The organism is Streptomyces sp. NPDC091682, assembly GCF_044756625.1.
Lineage (GTDB): Bacteria > Actinomycetota > Actinomycetes > Streptomycetales > Streptomycetaceae > Streptomyces.
The window spans coordinates 59,315-72,500 of sequence record NZ_JBIVTH010000022.1 but is presented as its reverse complement, the minus strand read 5'-3'; the positions used below and the strand labels follow the sequence as shown (position 1 = coordinate 72,500).

Genomic DNA, 13,186 nt, shown 5'->3' with positions numbered 1-13,186 from the left:
GACCCGGGGGACCGTCCAACACCTGTTCGGCGGCCATTCACGCCGATCTGTTGTTAGTCTCCGGGGATGATGCCCCGCGATGTGGATCCCCGGCTGCTGCGCGGGTTCGTCGCGGTCGCCGAGGAACTGCACTTCACCCGCGCCGCCGCCCGGCTCTACGTCGCCCAGCAGGCGCTGAGCCGGGACGTGCGACGGCTCGAAGAGGCCCTCGGCACCGTGCTGTTCGTCCGTACGACCCGCGCCGTCGAGCCGACCGCCGACGGGGAGCGGCTGCTGCCGCTGGCCCGGCGGGTGCTGGCCGCGCACGAGGCGGTCGCCGCCGCCTTCGCCGCGCCCCGCGCGCTGCTCGTCGACCTGAACACCGACGGCCCGAGCACCGCGCGCACCGTGCTGGACCGGGCCCGGGAGCTGGCCCCGGACTGCGAGCTGATGGCCCGCTGGGAGAGCGGACTGACCCACGCCGCCGCCGAGATCGCCGCCGGCCGCCTCGACGTCTCCTTCGGGTACGCCGACGGGCTGGACCCGGTGTGGCGCTCGCGCCTCGCGCACCGGCCCGTGCGCTACGAACCGCTCGCCGTGCTGCTGCCCGAAGGACACCCGCTGGCCGGGCTGGCGGCCGTACCGCTCGACGCGCTGGCCGGGGAGACCGTGTACGCGGGCGCCGGCAATCCGCGCACCCTGGAGTGGACGGGGCTCGCGCGCGAGCTGTTCGCCGGGCGGGGGATCCTGATGGCGCCGCCCGCGCCCGTGGCCATCGGCAAGGACGAGTTCCGCCGGGTCATGGCCAAGACCGGCCATCCGGTGCTGGTGACCGTCGACTTCGTCGACATGCCCGGGTCCGTCAAGCGCCCGCTGGTCGACCCCGTACCGCTGTCCCCGCTGTCCATGGTCTGGCGCAAGGGCTTCGGCCACCCCGGACTCGAAGCGCTGCACCGGGCCGTGGCCGGGCTCGGCGGCGAACGCGGCTGGCTGGAAGTGCCCCCGGCGAGCTGGCGCCCGGCCGCGCTCACAGGCGCCCCCGGCGGCGGGTGAGAGCAAGGTTTCCCGGCGGTCATCCGGCGGGGACCGGGGCCGAAACGCGCCGTTCCTACGGTCGTGCCACGGACGCGAGAGCTGTGGAGGCGTGTGATGACCGGTACGACCGCACCGCGCAAGGGGGGCCGCTGGATCGAGCGGTGGGACCCCGAGGACGAGACCTTCTGGAAGGAGACCGGGGAACGGACCGCCCGCCGCAACCTCGTCTACTCCGTGTTCTCCGAACACATCGGGTTCTCCATCTGGTCGCTCTGGTCCGTGATGGTCCTCTTCATGGGACCGGCGTACGGGATCGACCCGGCCGGGAAGTTCTTCCTGATCGCGACCGCGACCTGCGTGGGCGCGCTCGTGCGGGTCCCGTACACCTTCGCCGTGGCCCGCTTCGGCGGCCGCAACTGGACCGTCGTCAGCGCACTGCTGCTGCTCGCGCCGACGGTCGCCGCGATCGTGGTGATGGAGCCCGGCACCTCCTACGGGACCTTCCTGGTCGTCGCGGCCCTCACCGGCGTCGGCGGCGGCAACTTCGCCTCCTCCATGACCAACATCAACGCCTTCTTCCCGCTGCGCAAGAAGGGCTGGGCGCTCGGCCTGAACGCCGGCGGCGGCAACATCGGCGTGCCCGTGGTGCAGCTGGCCGGGCTGCTGGTCATCGCGACCGCCGGCGCCGCGCACCCCCGCTACCTGCTCGCCGCCTACGTCCCGCTGATCGTGACCGCGGCCGTCCTGGCGGCCGTACGGATGGACAACCTGGCACCCGTGCGCAACGACACCGGCGCGGTCCGCGAGGCGCTGAAGGACGCGCACACCTGGATCATGGCGTTCCTCTACATCGGCACGTTCGGGTCCTTCATCGGCTACAGCTTCGCCTTCGGCCTGGTGCTGCAGACCCAGTTCGGCCGCACCCCGCTCCAGGCCGCCTCGCTGACCTTCATGGGACCGCTGCTCGGCTCGCTGATCCGGCCGGTGGGCGGGGCGCTCGCGGACCGGTTCGGCGGCGCCCGGATCACCCTGGGGACGTTCGTGGCGATGGCCGCGGCCACCTCGGTGGTGGTGTTCGCCTCGCAGCGGTCCTCGCTGCCGGTCTTCCTCGTCGGGTTCGTGGCCCTGTTCGTACTGAGCGGGCTCGGCAACGGATCGACGTACAAGATGATCCCCGGCATCTTCCAGGCGAAGGCACTGGCGCGCGGTATGAGCGGCGAGGCCGCGGCCGCGTACGGGCGGCGGCTCTCCGGCGCCTCGATGGGACTCATCGGGGCGGTCGGCGCGCTCGGCGGACTCGGCATCAACTTGGTCTTCCGGGAGGCGTTCCGCACCTCCGGCTCCGGCACGGCGGCCTTCGTCACCTTCCTCGGCTTCTACGCCCTGTGCTGCACGGTCACCTGGGCGGTATACCTTCGCCGCCCGGTGACCCCCGTGATCCACACGGTCGGGGTCGAGACGAAACCCCAGCTCACGTCGGTGTAACCGGGGCGAAATACGGGTGAACCGAGTCCGACACGACGAGTTGGCAGGCTCGGTCCACCCGTACCGCCCCCACATGCGTCACTAGGCAGGTCACGATGGACGACACGAACACCGGCCCGCTCGCGGGCTTCACCGTCGGGGTCACGGCCGCCCGGCGCGCGGACGAGCTCATCGCACTGCTGCGCCGCCGCGGGGCCGCCGTGCTGCACGCGCCGGCGCTGCGGATCGTGCCGCTCGCCGACGACGGCGAACTGCTGGCCGCGACGAAGGAACTGATCGGCTGTGCACCGGACGTGGTCGTGGCCACCACCGCCATCGGCTTCCGGGGGTGGATCGAGGCGGCCGACGGGTGGGGCGTCGGCGAGGGACTGCTGGAGCGGCTGCGGGCCGCCGAACTATTGGCGCGCGGGCCGAAGGTGAAGGGCGCCATCCGGGCCGCGGGGCTCGTGGAGACCTGGTCCCCGGACTCGGAATCGCTCGCCGAGGTACTGCAGCGGCTGCTGACGGACGGGGTGGCCGGCCGGCGGATCGCGCTGCAGCTGCACGGGGAGCCGCTGCCCGGCTTCGTCGAGGCGCTGCGGGCCGGCGGGGCCGAGGTGGTGGTGGTCCCGGTGTACCGGTGGATGGCGCCGGAGGACCTCGCTCCGCTGGACCGGCTGCTGGACGCGATGATCGGCGGCGCGGTGGACGCCGTCAGCTTCACCTCGGCGCCGGCGGCGGCCTCGCTGCTCTCCCGGGCCGAGGAGCGGGGGCTGCGGGAGGCCGTGCTGGACGCGCTGCGCGGCAGGCTGCTGTCCGCGTGCGTCGGGCCGGTGACCGCGCTGCCGCTGCAGGCGCACGGGGTGGACACGGTGCAGCCGGAACGGTTCCGGCTGGGCCCGCTGGTGCAGTTGCTCTGCCAGGAGCTGCCCGGGCGGGCCCGGGTGCTGCCGGTGGCCGGGCACCGGGTGGAGATCCGGGGGCACGCGGCCTTGGTGGACGAGCAGCTGCGGCCCGTACCGCCCGCCGGGATGGCCCTGCTGCGGGCACTGGCCCGGCGGCCGGGCTGGGTGGTGTCCCGCGCGGAACTGCTGCGGGCGCTGCCGGGCGCGGGGCGCGACGAGCACGCCGTGGAGACGGCGATGGCCCGCCTCCGGGTGGCCCTCGGAGCCCCGAACCTGATCCAGACGGTGGTCAAGCGGGGGTACCGGCTGTCGCTGGACGCGGGCGGGGAGGCCAAGTACGGGGAGCTTCCGGCGGACGCGGTGACGGCCAGGGGCGTCCTCGGCTAGCGTGCCGGGATGATCATTGACGGGGTCGAGATGAGGGGCGTCGCGCTCGGCGACGCGGCGGGACTGGCCGAGGCGTTCGCGCGGAACCGGGCCTACATGGCGCGCTTCGAGCCGGTCCGGCCGGACGCCTTCTTCACGGAGGACGGCCAGCGGGAGCGCATCGAGGGCGTGCTCGCCGAGCGGGACGCGGGGCGGATCGTCCCGTACGTGTTCGTCGAGACAGCCACCGGCGCGCCCGTCGGCGCGATCAACCTCGGTTCCATCGCGTACGGGCCGCTGTGCAGCGGCGGCCTGGGGTACTGGGTCGACCGGGCCTGGCACGGCAAGGGGCTGGCCACCGCGGCCGTGGCGGAGGTCTGCCGGGTCGCCCGCGACGAACTGGGGCTGCACCGCGTGGAGGCGGGGACCCTGGTCGACAACCTGGCGTCGCAGCGGGTGCTGGCGAAGGCGGGCTTCGAGCAGTTCGGCCTCGCGCCGCGCTACCTCCACATCAACGGCGCCTGGCGCGACCACCGCCTCTTCCAACGCCTCCTCCACGACCAGCCTCCGGGCAGCTCCAGCCCCTCCCGGGGGCACCTCCCAGCGGTAGCTGGGGGAGTTTGAGGCGCGGGGTCCGGGGCGGAGCCCCAGGAAACCCGGCTCCGCCGGGCACCGGGCTCCGGACCCTCCCCAGCTACCGCTGGGAGGTGCCCCCGGGCGAGGCTGGATGTGCCCGGCGGGAGGCCAGAGGCACCGGTTCGGGGGCTTCCGCTGTGACCCGCCGGGCGGCAATCTGGTACGGCACCCCACGACGGGAGGCTGACGGCATGCGGTTCGATTCCGGGCGGGTCTGTCTGGACCTGGTGGCCACCTTCACCCCCCACGAGGGGATCCCGGACGGTGACGAGCTGCGGCTGTGGCTCGCCGGCGCCGGCCTGGTCCCCGACCGGACGCCGCTCCCCCGGGTGGGGCCCGACTGGGCCGCGGCCTTCCGGTCCCTGCGCGCCGACGTGGAAACGCTCGTACGGGCGGAACTGCTCGGCACCGACACGGACGAGAACGCCCTCGCCCGGGTCAACGCGCTGGCCGCCGGACCACCCCCCGGCCTGTGCGCCGTACGGGACCAGGAAGGACAGCTCGTACGGGAGCTCTGCGGCGGCGTGGAATGCGGTGCGCTGCTCGCGGCCGTGGCCCGGGACGTCGTCGAGCTGCTGACCGACCCGGGTGACCGGGCGCTGCTGCGGGCCTGTGCGGGCGACGGCTGCACCCGCGTCTACCTGGACACCTCCCGGGGCCACCGGCGCCGTTGGTGCTCCAGCGAGCGCTGCGGGAACCGGGAGCGCGTGGCCCGGCACCGCCGCCGGGTCCTGGCGGCCGGGGCGGGGCAAGGGTCCCGGTGAGGGGCGTACCACCCTGCGAGACCGGTTCCGGAACGGGCGTGCGGACAGGGGGCCGATTCGCGTACGGTTGACGGTCGCCCATGCACGTCAGAAGGGGGCCTTGGTGGCCGCGCAGAATGCCGCTGTCGACAGCACGGCGGATTCCGTCCGCGATCGGGAGATCGCGGTCGAGCAGACGCATCTCGACCAGGTGTACCGACGCCTTGAGGAGAAGATCCACGAGGCCGAGTTCCTCATGAACGACGCCGCCAAGCGCGGCCAGGTGGGTACCCCCGGCGCGCTCGCCGAGCGCGACGCGCAGGTCTTCCGGGCGGGCATCCACCTGAACCGGCTGAACAACGAGTTCGAGGACTTCCTCTTCGGCCGCATCGACCTGGTGCTCGGCAAGGACGGGGAGCGCGGTGCGGACGGCGCCTACACCTCCGTCGAGCCGGCCGACGACGCGATCCGCGAGGACCTCACCGCCGACATCGCCGAGACGCTGCACATCGGCCGGATCGGGGTCCTGGACTCCGACTACACGCCGCTGGTCATCGACTGGCGCGCGCCGGCCGCCGCGCCGTTCTACCGCTCCACGCCCAAGGAGCCCGGCCGGGTCGTGCGCCGCCGCGTCATCCGCTCCAAGGGCCGCAAGGTGCTCGGCGTCGAGGACGACCTGATGTGCCCCGAGATCACCGCCACCCTGGACGGCCGGGAGCTCCCCGCCATCGGCGACGGCGCCCTGATGGCAGCCCTCGGGCGGGCCCGTACGCACTCGATGCGCGACATCGTCTCGTCCATCCAGGCCGAGCAGGACCTGGTCATCCGGGCGCCCGCCGCTTCCGTCGCCGAGGTCGCCGGCGGCCCCGGCACCGGCAAGACCGCCGTCGCCCTGCACCGCGCCGCCTACCTGCTCTACCAGGACCGGCGCCGCTACTCCGGCGGCATCCTGATCGTCTCGCCGACCCCGCTGCTCGTCGCGTACACCGAGGGCGTGCTGCCCTCGCTAGGCGAGGAGGGCCAGGTGGCCATCCGGGCGCTGGGCTCGCTCGTCGACGGCGCGGAGGCCACCACCTACGACACCCCGGCCGTGGCCCGCATCAAGGGCTCCTCCCGGATGCTCAAGGTGCTCCGCAAGGCCGTACGCGGCGCACTGGAGCTCGGCGGCGCCCCCGACCGGCTGCGCGTGGTGGCCTTCGGCCGCCGCCAGGAACTGGAGGCCGACGAGCTGAACCGGATCCGCCAGAACGTGCTCAGTGGCACCGCCCCGGTCAACCTGCTGCGCCCGCGCGCCCGCAAGCTGCTGCTCGACGCCCTCTACGCGAAGTCCGGCGGCGCCGGCCGGCACAGCGACCCGGAGCTGGCCGCCGAACTGCGCTCCGCCTTCGACGAGGACATCTCCACCGAAGACGCCTTCATCGACTTCCTGGGTGCCTGGTGGCCCGAGCTGACCCCGAGGGCGGTGCTCGCCGCGCTCGCCGACGAGCGCCACCTCGGCCGCTGGTCGCGCCGGGACCTCAATCCGCGCGAGACCCGCCAGCTGGCCCGCTCGCTGCGTCGGGTGGGCCCGGACGGCAAGGGCCCCCTGTCGGTGCACGACGTGGCGCTGCTGGACGAGCTCCAGCTGCTGCTGGGCGCCCCGGCGCGACCGAAGCGCAAGCGGGAGATGGATCCGCTCGACCAGCTCAGCGGGTTGGAGGAGCTGATGCCGACCCGCGAGGAGACCCAGTGGGAGCGGGCCGAGCGGCTCGCGGCGGAGCGCACCGAGTACGCGCACGTCATCGTGGACGAGGCCCAGGACCTGACGCCGATGCAGTGGCGGATGGTGGGCCGCCGGGGCCGGCACGGCACGTGGACCGTGGTCGGCGACCCGGCGCAGTCCTCCTGGACGGACCCGGAGGAGGCCGCCGCGGCCCGCGACGAGGCCCTGGGCAGCCGCCCGCGCCGGCGGTTCACCCTGACGGTCAACTACCGCAACCCGGCCGAGGTCGCCGAGGTCGCCTCCCGGGTGCTGCGCCTGGCGATGCCCGGCATGGAGCCGCCGTCGGCGGTGCGCTCCACGGGCCTGGAGCCCCGCTTCACGGCCGCCGCGGGCGATCTCGGCACCACGGTCCGGGAGGAGGCGCGGCGGCTGCTGGAGCAGGTGGACGGCACGGTCGGCGTGGTCGTGGCGATGGACCGGCGCGCGGAGGCCGCGGACTGGCTCGCGGACCTCGGCGAGCGGGCGGTGGCCCTGGGCAGCCTGGAGGCCAAGGGCTTGGAGTACGACGCCACGGTGGTGGTCTCCCCGGCGGAGATCGCGGACGAGTCCCCGGCGGGCCTGCGGGTGCTGTACGTGGCGCTGACGCGCGCGACGCAGCAGCTGACGGTGGTCTCGGCGGAGCGGGACAAGCCGGACGCGGACGGGGTGCCGGAGCTGCTGCTGCCGTAGGGGTGTCTGCCGGTCCGGCCGGACCCGGCCGGACCCGACCGGCAGGACGCTCCCTGCTGGCCGCCTGCCGTTCGGCCCGGCGGTGGCGGTTCATCGCCGGGGTCCCGGCCCGCTCAGGGCCCCGTACGGCCGGATGGTCCGCGCCCGGGCGCGTGGTGCTCGGACTACGGGCGCGAGCGGGGGGATCACTTTCGGCGATCCTTTGTTAGCCTGGGTACGGCACCGACTCGATCCAAGCCCCCGGGCCCAACCTTCGTCGCTCAGAGCGACCACTTGCCGCGAGGCGAGCATGGCGGGTCGGTGTCGTCAACGTATGAATCACCAGGTCCGCGTCCCCCACCTGTGGGGGGCGCGGACCTGTTTCGTATGACCCCACCATTCCGAACACCCCTGCTATCTCGTATGGTGGAAGAGTCTTTCCGAAATTTGTAGCTGGTTACCTTGTACTGGCTGGTAGGTGGGACGATCGGACAACAGGTCCTGCCGCACCTGCTGTGCAGCGGGACTCTGTGTGTTACAGCGAACCAGGGACAGAAGAGGAACACGGCCATGGCAACGGCGCCCAGCGTCTCGTATTCGATGACGGTCCGGCTGGAAGTGCCCGCGAGCGGAACCGCGGTCTCCCAGCTCACCACCGCCGTGGAGTCCTCCGGCGGATCGGTCACCGGCCTCGACGTGACCGCGTCCGGCCACGAAAAGCTCCGGATCGACGTCACCATCGCCGCGACCTCCACCGCGCACGCGGACGAGATCGTCGAGAAGCTGCGCGGCATCGAGGGCGTCAGCCTCGGCAAGGTCTCCGACCGAACCTTCCTGATGCACCTCGGCGGCAAGATCGAGATGGCGTCCAAGCACCCCATCCGCAACCGTGACGACCTCTCCATGATCTACACCCCGGGCGTGGCCCGCGTGTGCATGGCGATCGCCGAGAACCCCGAGGACGCGCGCCGCCTCACCATCAAGCGCAACACCGTCGCAGTCGTGACGGACGGCTCCGCCGTGCTGGGTCTCGGCAACATCGGCCCGATGGCCGCCATGCCGGTCATGGAGGGCAAGGCGGCCCTCTTCAAGCGCTTCGCCGACATCGACGCCTGGCCGATCTGCCTGGACACCCAGGACCCCGACGAGATCGTGGCCGCCGTCAAGGCGATCGCCCCGGGCTTCGCGGGCATCAACCTGGAGGACATCTCCGCGCCGCGCTGCTTCGAGATCGAGGCCCGGCTGCGCGAGGCCCTCGACATCCCCGTCTTCCACGACGACCAGCACGGCACCGCGATCGTCGTGCTCGCCGCCCTCACCAACGCACTGCGCGTGGTGGGCAAGGCAGTTGGCGACGTCAAGGTCGTCATGTCGGGCGCCGGTGCGGCCGGTACGGCCATCCTCAAGCTGCTCCTCGCGGCCGGCGTCAAGAACGCGGTGAGCGCCGACATCCACGGCGTCGTGCACGCGGACCGCCCCGACCTCGTCGACGCGGCCGCGGACTCCCCGCTGCGCTGGATCGCCGACAACACCAACCCCGAGGGCTACACGGGCACGCTGAAGGAAGCCGTGGTCGGCGCCGACGTGTTCATCGGCGTCTCGGCCCCGAACGTGCTGTCCGGCGAGGACGTCGCCGCCATGGCGGAAGGCGCGATCGTGTTCGCGCTCGCGAACCCGGACCCCGAGGTGGACCCGGCCGTCGCCCGTCAGACCGCCGCCGTCGTGGCCACCGGCCGCTCCGACTTCCCGAACCAGATCAACAACGTGCTGGTCTTCCCGGGCGTCTTCCGCGGTCTGTTGGACGCCCAGTCCCGCACCGTGAACACGGAGATGATGCTGGCCGCCGCGAGCGCGCTGGCGGACGTCGTCGGCGAGGACGAGCTGAACGCGAACTACATCATCCCGTCGGTGTTCAACGACAAGGTCGCGGGTGCGGTCGCGGGCGCCGTCCGCAAGGCGGCTTCGGGGGTCTGAGCCCCGCTGTGACGGCCCTCACGGCGCTCCGATCCCGGCGCGTCGCGAGATGCGGGCCCGTCGGGCCGCCTCTAGGGTTTGCGGGGATGCCCGCGAGGTCCGCGGTCCGCGACGGCGTGTGAGCGAAGGCGTGGACGGAGCGTCACCGCGGCGTGACTGTGGCGCTTTTCGTGTGACCCCGACGGGTGCCGGATTGGCTTTCCCGCCGCTGGTGGGGGCAGGATGCGTAACCGGGCGAGAGGGTCTGACGTTCAGACCCGGGTCCGGGGACTGTCCTAGGGCCCTGGCAGCATCGGCTTCGATCTCACGCCTCTAAGGCAAGTTGAACACGGGAGTACAACATGAACCGCAGTGAGCTGGTGGCCGCTCTGTCCGAGCGCGCCGAGGTGACCCGCAAGGACGCCGACGCCGTTCTGGCCGCGCTCGCCGAGACCGTCGGCGAGATTGTCGCCAAGGGCGACGAGAAGGTCACCATCCCCGGCTTCCTGACCTTCGAGCGCACCCACCGTGCCGCTCGCACCGCGCGCAACCCGCAGACCGGCGACCCCATCCAGATCCCGGCCGGCTACAGCGTGAAGGTCTCCGCGGGCTCCAAGCTCAAGGAAGCCGCCAAGGGCAAGTAAGTCCTGCCCCGGCGCCGAAGGCCGCACAGGTCTTTGGAACGGCAGTAGTACGCAGAACGACGATGGGCGGTCACCCCCGGGCGGGGTGGCCGCCCTTCGGTCTGTCCGGGGTCGGACGCGGGCCGGACGCGGGCCGGTGGGCCCGGAGGGGCCGGAGGGGCCGGAGGGGCCGGGGGGCGCCCCCGGGCCGCCCGGCGGGCCTGGTAGGCCCTGTGAGGGCCCGTCAGGGGCCGGGCAGGGCCCAGGTATGCCACCGGCACGTCCCGCGGGCCCGCCGTGCGGCTCGGTACGGGGCTCCGCGGGCCCCGGCGGGCCGTGGCCGGGCCGAAGCCGGGCCAAGCCATGGCCGGGCCGGGCCGGGCCGGGGCACGGAAGAGCCCCCCGGGCCCTGTGGGGCCCGGGGGGCTCTTCCGTACGTCCGGGAACGACTCAGACGAGGTCGCCGCCCGGGAGCTCGACCTTCGCACCGAGTTCCACGAGCTTCTCCATGAAGTTCTCGTAGCCGCGGTTGATCAGGTCGATGCCGTGGACCCGCGAGGTGCCCTCGGCGGCCAGGGCCGCGATCAGGTACGAGAACCCGCCGCGCAGGTCGGGGATGACCAGGTCGGCGCCCTGCAGCTTGGTGGGGCCGGAGACGACCGCCGAGTGCAGGAAGTTGCGCTGGCCGAAGCGGCAGGCGCTGCCGCCCAGGCACTCGCGGTACAGCTGGATGTGAGCACCCATCTGGTTGAGCGCCGAGGTGAAGCCGAGCCGGGACTCGTAGACCGTCTCGTGGACGATCGAGAGGCCGGAGGCCTGCGTCAGGGCCACGACGAGCGGCTGCTGCCAGTCGGTCTGGAAGCCGGGGTGGACGTCCGTCTCCAGCGCGATGGCGTTGAGCGGGCCGCCCGGGTGCCAGAACCGGATGCCGTCGTCGTCGATCTCGAACGCCCCGCCGACACGTCGGAAGGTGTTCAGGAAGGTCATCATCGAACGCTGCTGGGCGCCGCGCACGTAGATGTTGCCGCCGGTGGCGAGCGCTGCGGAAGCCCAGGAGGCGGCTTCCAGACGGTCCGGGAGGGCCTTGTGGTTGTAGCCGCCGAGGCGGTCGACGCCCGTGATCCGGATGGTCCGGTCGGTGTCGACGGAGATGATCGCGCCCATCTTCTGCAGGACGCAGATGAGGTCCTCGATCTCCGGCTCCACCGCGGCGTTGCTGAGCTCGGTGACGCCTTCGGCCAGAACGGCCGTCAGCAGCACCTGCTCGGTCGAGCCGACCGACGGGTACGGGAGGCGGATCTTGCAGCCGCGCAGGCGCTGGGGGGCTTCCAGGTACTGGCCGCCCTCGCGCTTCTCGATGGTCGCGCCGAACTGGCGGAGCACGTCGAAGTGGAAGTCGATCGGTCGGCCGCCGATGTCGCAGCCGCCCAGACCCGGGATGAAGGCGTGGCCGAGCCGGTGCAGCAGCGGGCCGCAGAACAGGATCGGGATGCGCGAGGAGCCCGCGTGGGCGTCGATGTCGGCGACGTTCGCGCTCTCGACGTGGGTGGGGTCGAGGACGAGTTCGCCCGGCTCCTCGCCGGGACGGACCGTCACCCCGTGCAGCTGGAGCAGCCCGCGGACGACGCGCACGTCACGGATGTCGGGAACGTTGCGCAGCCGGCTGGGTTCGCTGCCGAGCAGAGCGGCGACCATGGCCTTGGGCACGAGGTTCTTCGCACCACGGACACGGATCTCGCCCTCGAGCGGGGTACCGCCGTGGACAAGCAGTACATCGTCACTGATGCCGGTCATGAATCTCGCGTTCCGGAGAGGGGTGGGCAGGGGGCCAGGGAAAAGGGTAAGGGCCATCACCCCCTTGTTCGTAAGGCCGACGTGGCCGTAGGACTGTCATGAATTCGGTACAACACCCTCCGTATCCACCACATGGCGGAGTGTTGCATTCCGTCTACGCCGTCCGTGCGCGCTCCTCCCTGCTGCCGTGCGCCCTGAGCTGCGATCGATCCGATCTTCCCGCCCGCTCCCCGGAATCGCCCGATGTGCGGGATCATGGCGGCATGACCGAGGTGTCCTCCCTCACAGGGCGGCTGCTCGTGGCCACCCCCGCCCTCGCGGACCCGAATTTCGACCGCGCGGTCGTGCTGCTGCTCGACCACGACGAGCAGGGCTCCCTCGGCGTGGTCCTGAACAGGCCGACCCCCGTGGGCGTCGGCGACGTCCTGCTGCCCTGGGCGCCCCTCGCGGGTGACCCCGGGGTGGTCTTCCAGGGCGGGCCGGTGGCCATGGACTCCGCCCTGGGCGTGGCGGTGATCCCGGGCGAGGAGGGGCCGCTCGGCTGGCGCCGCGTGTACGGGGCGATCGGACTGGTCGACCTGGAGACGCCGCCGGAGCTGCTGGCCGCGGCCCTGGGGGCCTTGCGGATCTTCGCGGGCTACTCCGGTTGGGGCCCGGGGCAGCTGGAGGCGGAGCTGAGCGAGGGCGCCTGGTACGTGGTCGAATCGGAGCCCGGGGACGTGTCCTTCCCGGATCCGGAGCGGCTGTGGCGGGCGGTGCTGCGCCGCCAGCGCAGCGAGCTCGCGATGGTCGCCACCTATCCGGACGACCCGTCGCTGAACTGACGGGCGCGGGGTTAAGTACCCTGGGTTCCATGAGCACTCTTGAGCCCGAGCGCGGGACTGGCACGGGGACCCTCGTAGAGCCGACGCCGCAGGTGTCGCACGGTGACGGCGACCACGAGCGCTTCGCCCACTACGTCCAGAAGGACAAGATCATGGCGAGCGCGCTCGACGGGACCCCCGTCGTCGCGCTCTGCGGCAAGGTCTGGGTACCGGGCCGGGACCCGAAGAAGTACCCGGTCTGCCCCATGTGCAAGGAGATCTACGAGTCCATGGGCCCCGGCGGGGACAAGGGCAAGGGCGGCAAGGACAAGTAGTCCTCCCTCCCGGCCCCACTTCCGTGGGGCTTCGCGGGACTTCACGGGATTTCGCAGGACCGAGACCCCCGGTGCGCGTCAGCGCGTCCGGGGGTCTTTGCCGTGTCCGCGCGGAGCGTTAGGGTCGGCGCGACGAGCGC

11 protein-coding genes are annotated in these 13,186 nt (G+C 72.6%); 10 read left to right on the top strand and 1 reads right to left on the bottom strand.

Translation table 11 applies throughout. The features are described 5' to 3' along the window. The first annotated feature begins 66 nt into the window (after positions 1-66). The 8 genes from ACIQK6_RS35250 (at position 67) to ACIQK6_RS35215 (ending at position 10,135) form a co-directional block, all read left to right on the top strand. Positions 67-1,032 carry a LysR family transcriptional regulator gene (locus ACIQK6_RS35250; protein ID WP_329101495.1) on the top strand — a complete coding sequence of 322 codons (966 nt, stop codon included), beginning with the start codon at positions 67-69 and terminating at the stop codon, positions 1,030-1,032. Positions 1,033-1,128: 96 nt separating this feature from the next. Beyond that, entirely contained in the window at positions 1,129-2,499 is a 1,371-nt protein-coding gene (locus tag ACIQK6_RS35245; RefSeq protein ID WP_329101497.1) for a nitrate/nitrite transporter, read from the top strand. A 95-nt stretch (positions 2,500-2,594) separates the two neighbouring features. After that, positions 2,595-3,770 (top strand): uroporphyrinogen-III synthase, encoded by a 1,176-nt coding sequence (locus ACIQK6_RS35240; RefSeq protein WP_329101499.1) that lies wholly within the window; start codon positions 2,595-2,597, stop codon positions 3,768-3,770. Between the two features lie 9 nt (positions 3,771-3,779). After that, a complete protein-coding gene (locus ACIQK6_RS35235; protein WP_329101501.1) occupies positions 3,780-4,373 on the top strand; it encodes a GNAT family protein in 594 nt (197 codons plus the stop codon). A gap of 203 nt (positions 4,374-4,576) precedes the next feature. Next, a complete protein-coding gene (locus tag ACIQK6_RS35230; protein WP_329101504.1) occupies positions 4,577-5,149 on the top strand; it encodes a CGNR zinc finger domain-containing protein in 573 nt (190 codons plus the stop codon). 103 nt (positions 5,150-5,252) lie between these two features. After that, entirely contained in the window at positions 5,253-7,559 is a 2,307-nt protein-coding gene (locus ACIQK6_RS35225; RefSeq protein ID WP_402696617.1) for a HelD family protein, read from the top strand. Positions 7,560-8,108: 549 nt separating this feature from the next. Beyond that, positions 8,109-9,512, top strand: coding sequence for an NAD-dependent malic enzyme (locus ACIQK6_RS35220; protein ID WP_150257634.1), 1,404 nt, complete (start codon positions 8,109-8,111; stop codon positions 9,510-9,512). A gap of 341 nt (positions 9,513-9,853) precedes the next feature. Further along, positions 9,854-10,135, top strand: coding sequence for an HU family DNA-binding protein (locus ACIQK6_RS35215; protein WP_007264399.1), 282 nt, complete (start codon positions 9,854-9,856; stop codon positions 10,133-10,135). 429 nt (positions 10,136-10,564) lie between these two features. Here ACIQK6_RS35215 and murA read toward each other — a convergent pair whose 3' ends face one another. Further along, complete coding sequence (murA, locus tag ACIQK6_RS35210) at positions 10,565-11,908, bottom strand: UDP-N-acetylglucosamine 1-carboxyvinyltransferase (RefSeq protein WP_053172528.1); 1,344 nt, start codon at positions 11,906-11,908, stop codon at positions 10,565-10,567. Positions 11,909-12,171: 263 nt separating this feature from the next. On the opposite strand from murA, the gene ACIQK6_RS35205 reads away from it, so the two are divergent. Both ACIQK6_RS35205 and ACIQK6_RS35200 read left to right on the top strand, forming a co-directional pair. After that, complete coding sequence (locus ACIQK6_RS35205) at positions 12,172-12,732, top strand: YqgE/AlgH family protein (RefSeq protein ID WP_329101510.1); 561 nt, start codon at positions 12,172-12,174, stop codon at positions 12,730-12,732. A 29-nt stretch (positions 12,733-12,761) separates the two neighbouring features. Next, the gene (locus tag ACIQK6_RS35200; RefSeq protein ID WP_402696614.1) at positions 12,762-13,046 is read left to right on the top strand and encodes a DUF3039 domain-containing protein; all 285 of its coding nucleotides are present in this window, start codon (positions 12,762-12,764) and stop codon (positions 13,044-13,046) included. The last annotated feature ends 140 nt before the right edge of the window (positions 13,047-13,186 follow it).

Coding starts and splice junctions, on each gene's coding strand:
- ACIQK6_RS35250 (WP_329101495.1), top strand. CDS start 67: ATGATGCCCCGCGATGTGGATCCCCGGCTGCTGCGCGGGTTCGTCGCG.
- ACIQK6_RS35245 (WP_329101497.1), top strand. CDS start 1,129: ATGACCGGTACGACCGCACCGCGCAAGGGGGGCCGCTGGATCGAGCGG.
- ACIQK6_RS35240 (WP_329101499.1), top strand. CDS start 2,595: ATGGACGACACGAACACCGGCCCGCTCGCGGGCTTCACCGTCGGGGTC.
- ACIQK6_RS35235 (WP_329101501.1), top strand. CDS start 3,780: ATGATCATTGACGGGGTCGAGATGAGGGGCGTCGCGCTCGGCGACGCG.
- ACIQK6_RS35230 (WP_329101504.1), top strand. CDS start 4,577: ATGCGGTTCGATTCCGGGCGGGTCTGTCTGGACCTGGTGGCCACCTTC.
- ACIQK6_RS35220 (WP_150257634.1), top strand. CDS start 8,109: ATGGCAACGGCGCCCAGCGTCTCGTATTCGATGACGGTCCGGCTGGAA.
- ACIQK6_RS35215 (WP_007264399.1), top strand. CDS start 9,854: ATGAACCGCAGTGAGCTGGTGGCCGCTCTGTCCGAGCGCGCCGAGGTG.
- murA (WP_053172528.1), bottom strand. CDS start 11,908: ATGACCGGCATCAGTGACGATGTACTGCTTGTCCACGGCGGTACCCCG.
- ACIQK6_RS35205 (WP_329101510.1), top strand. CDS start 12,172: ATGACCGAGGTGTCCTCCCTCACAGGGCGGCTGCTCGTGGCCACCCCC.
- ACIQK6_RS35200 (WP_402696614.1), top strand. CDS start 12,762: ATGAGCACTCTTGAGCCCGAGCGCGGGACTGGCACGGGGACCCTCGTA.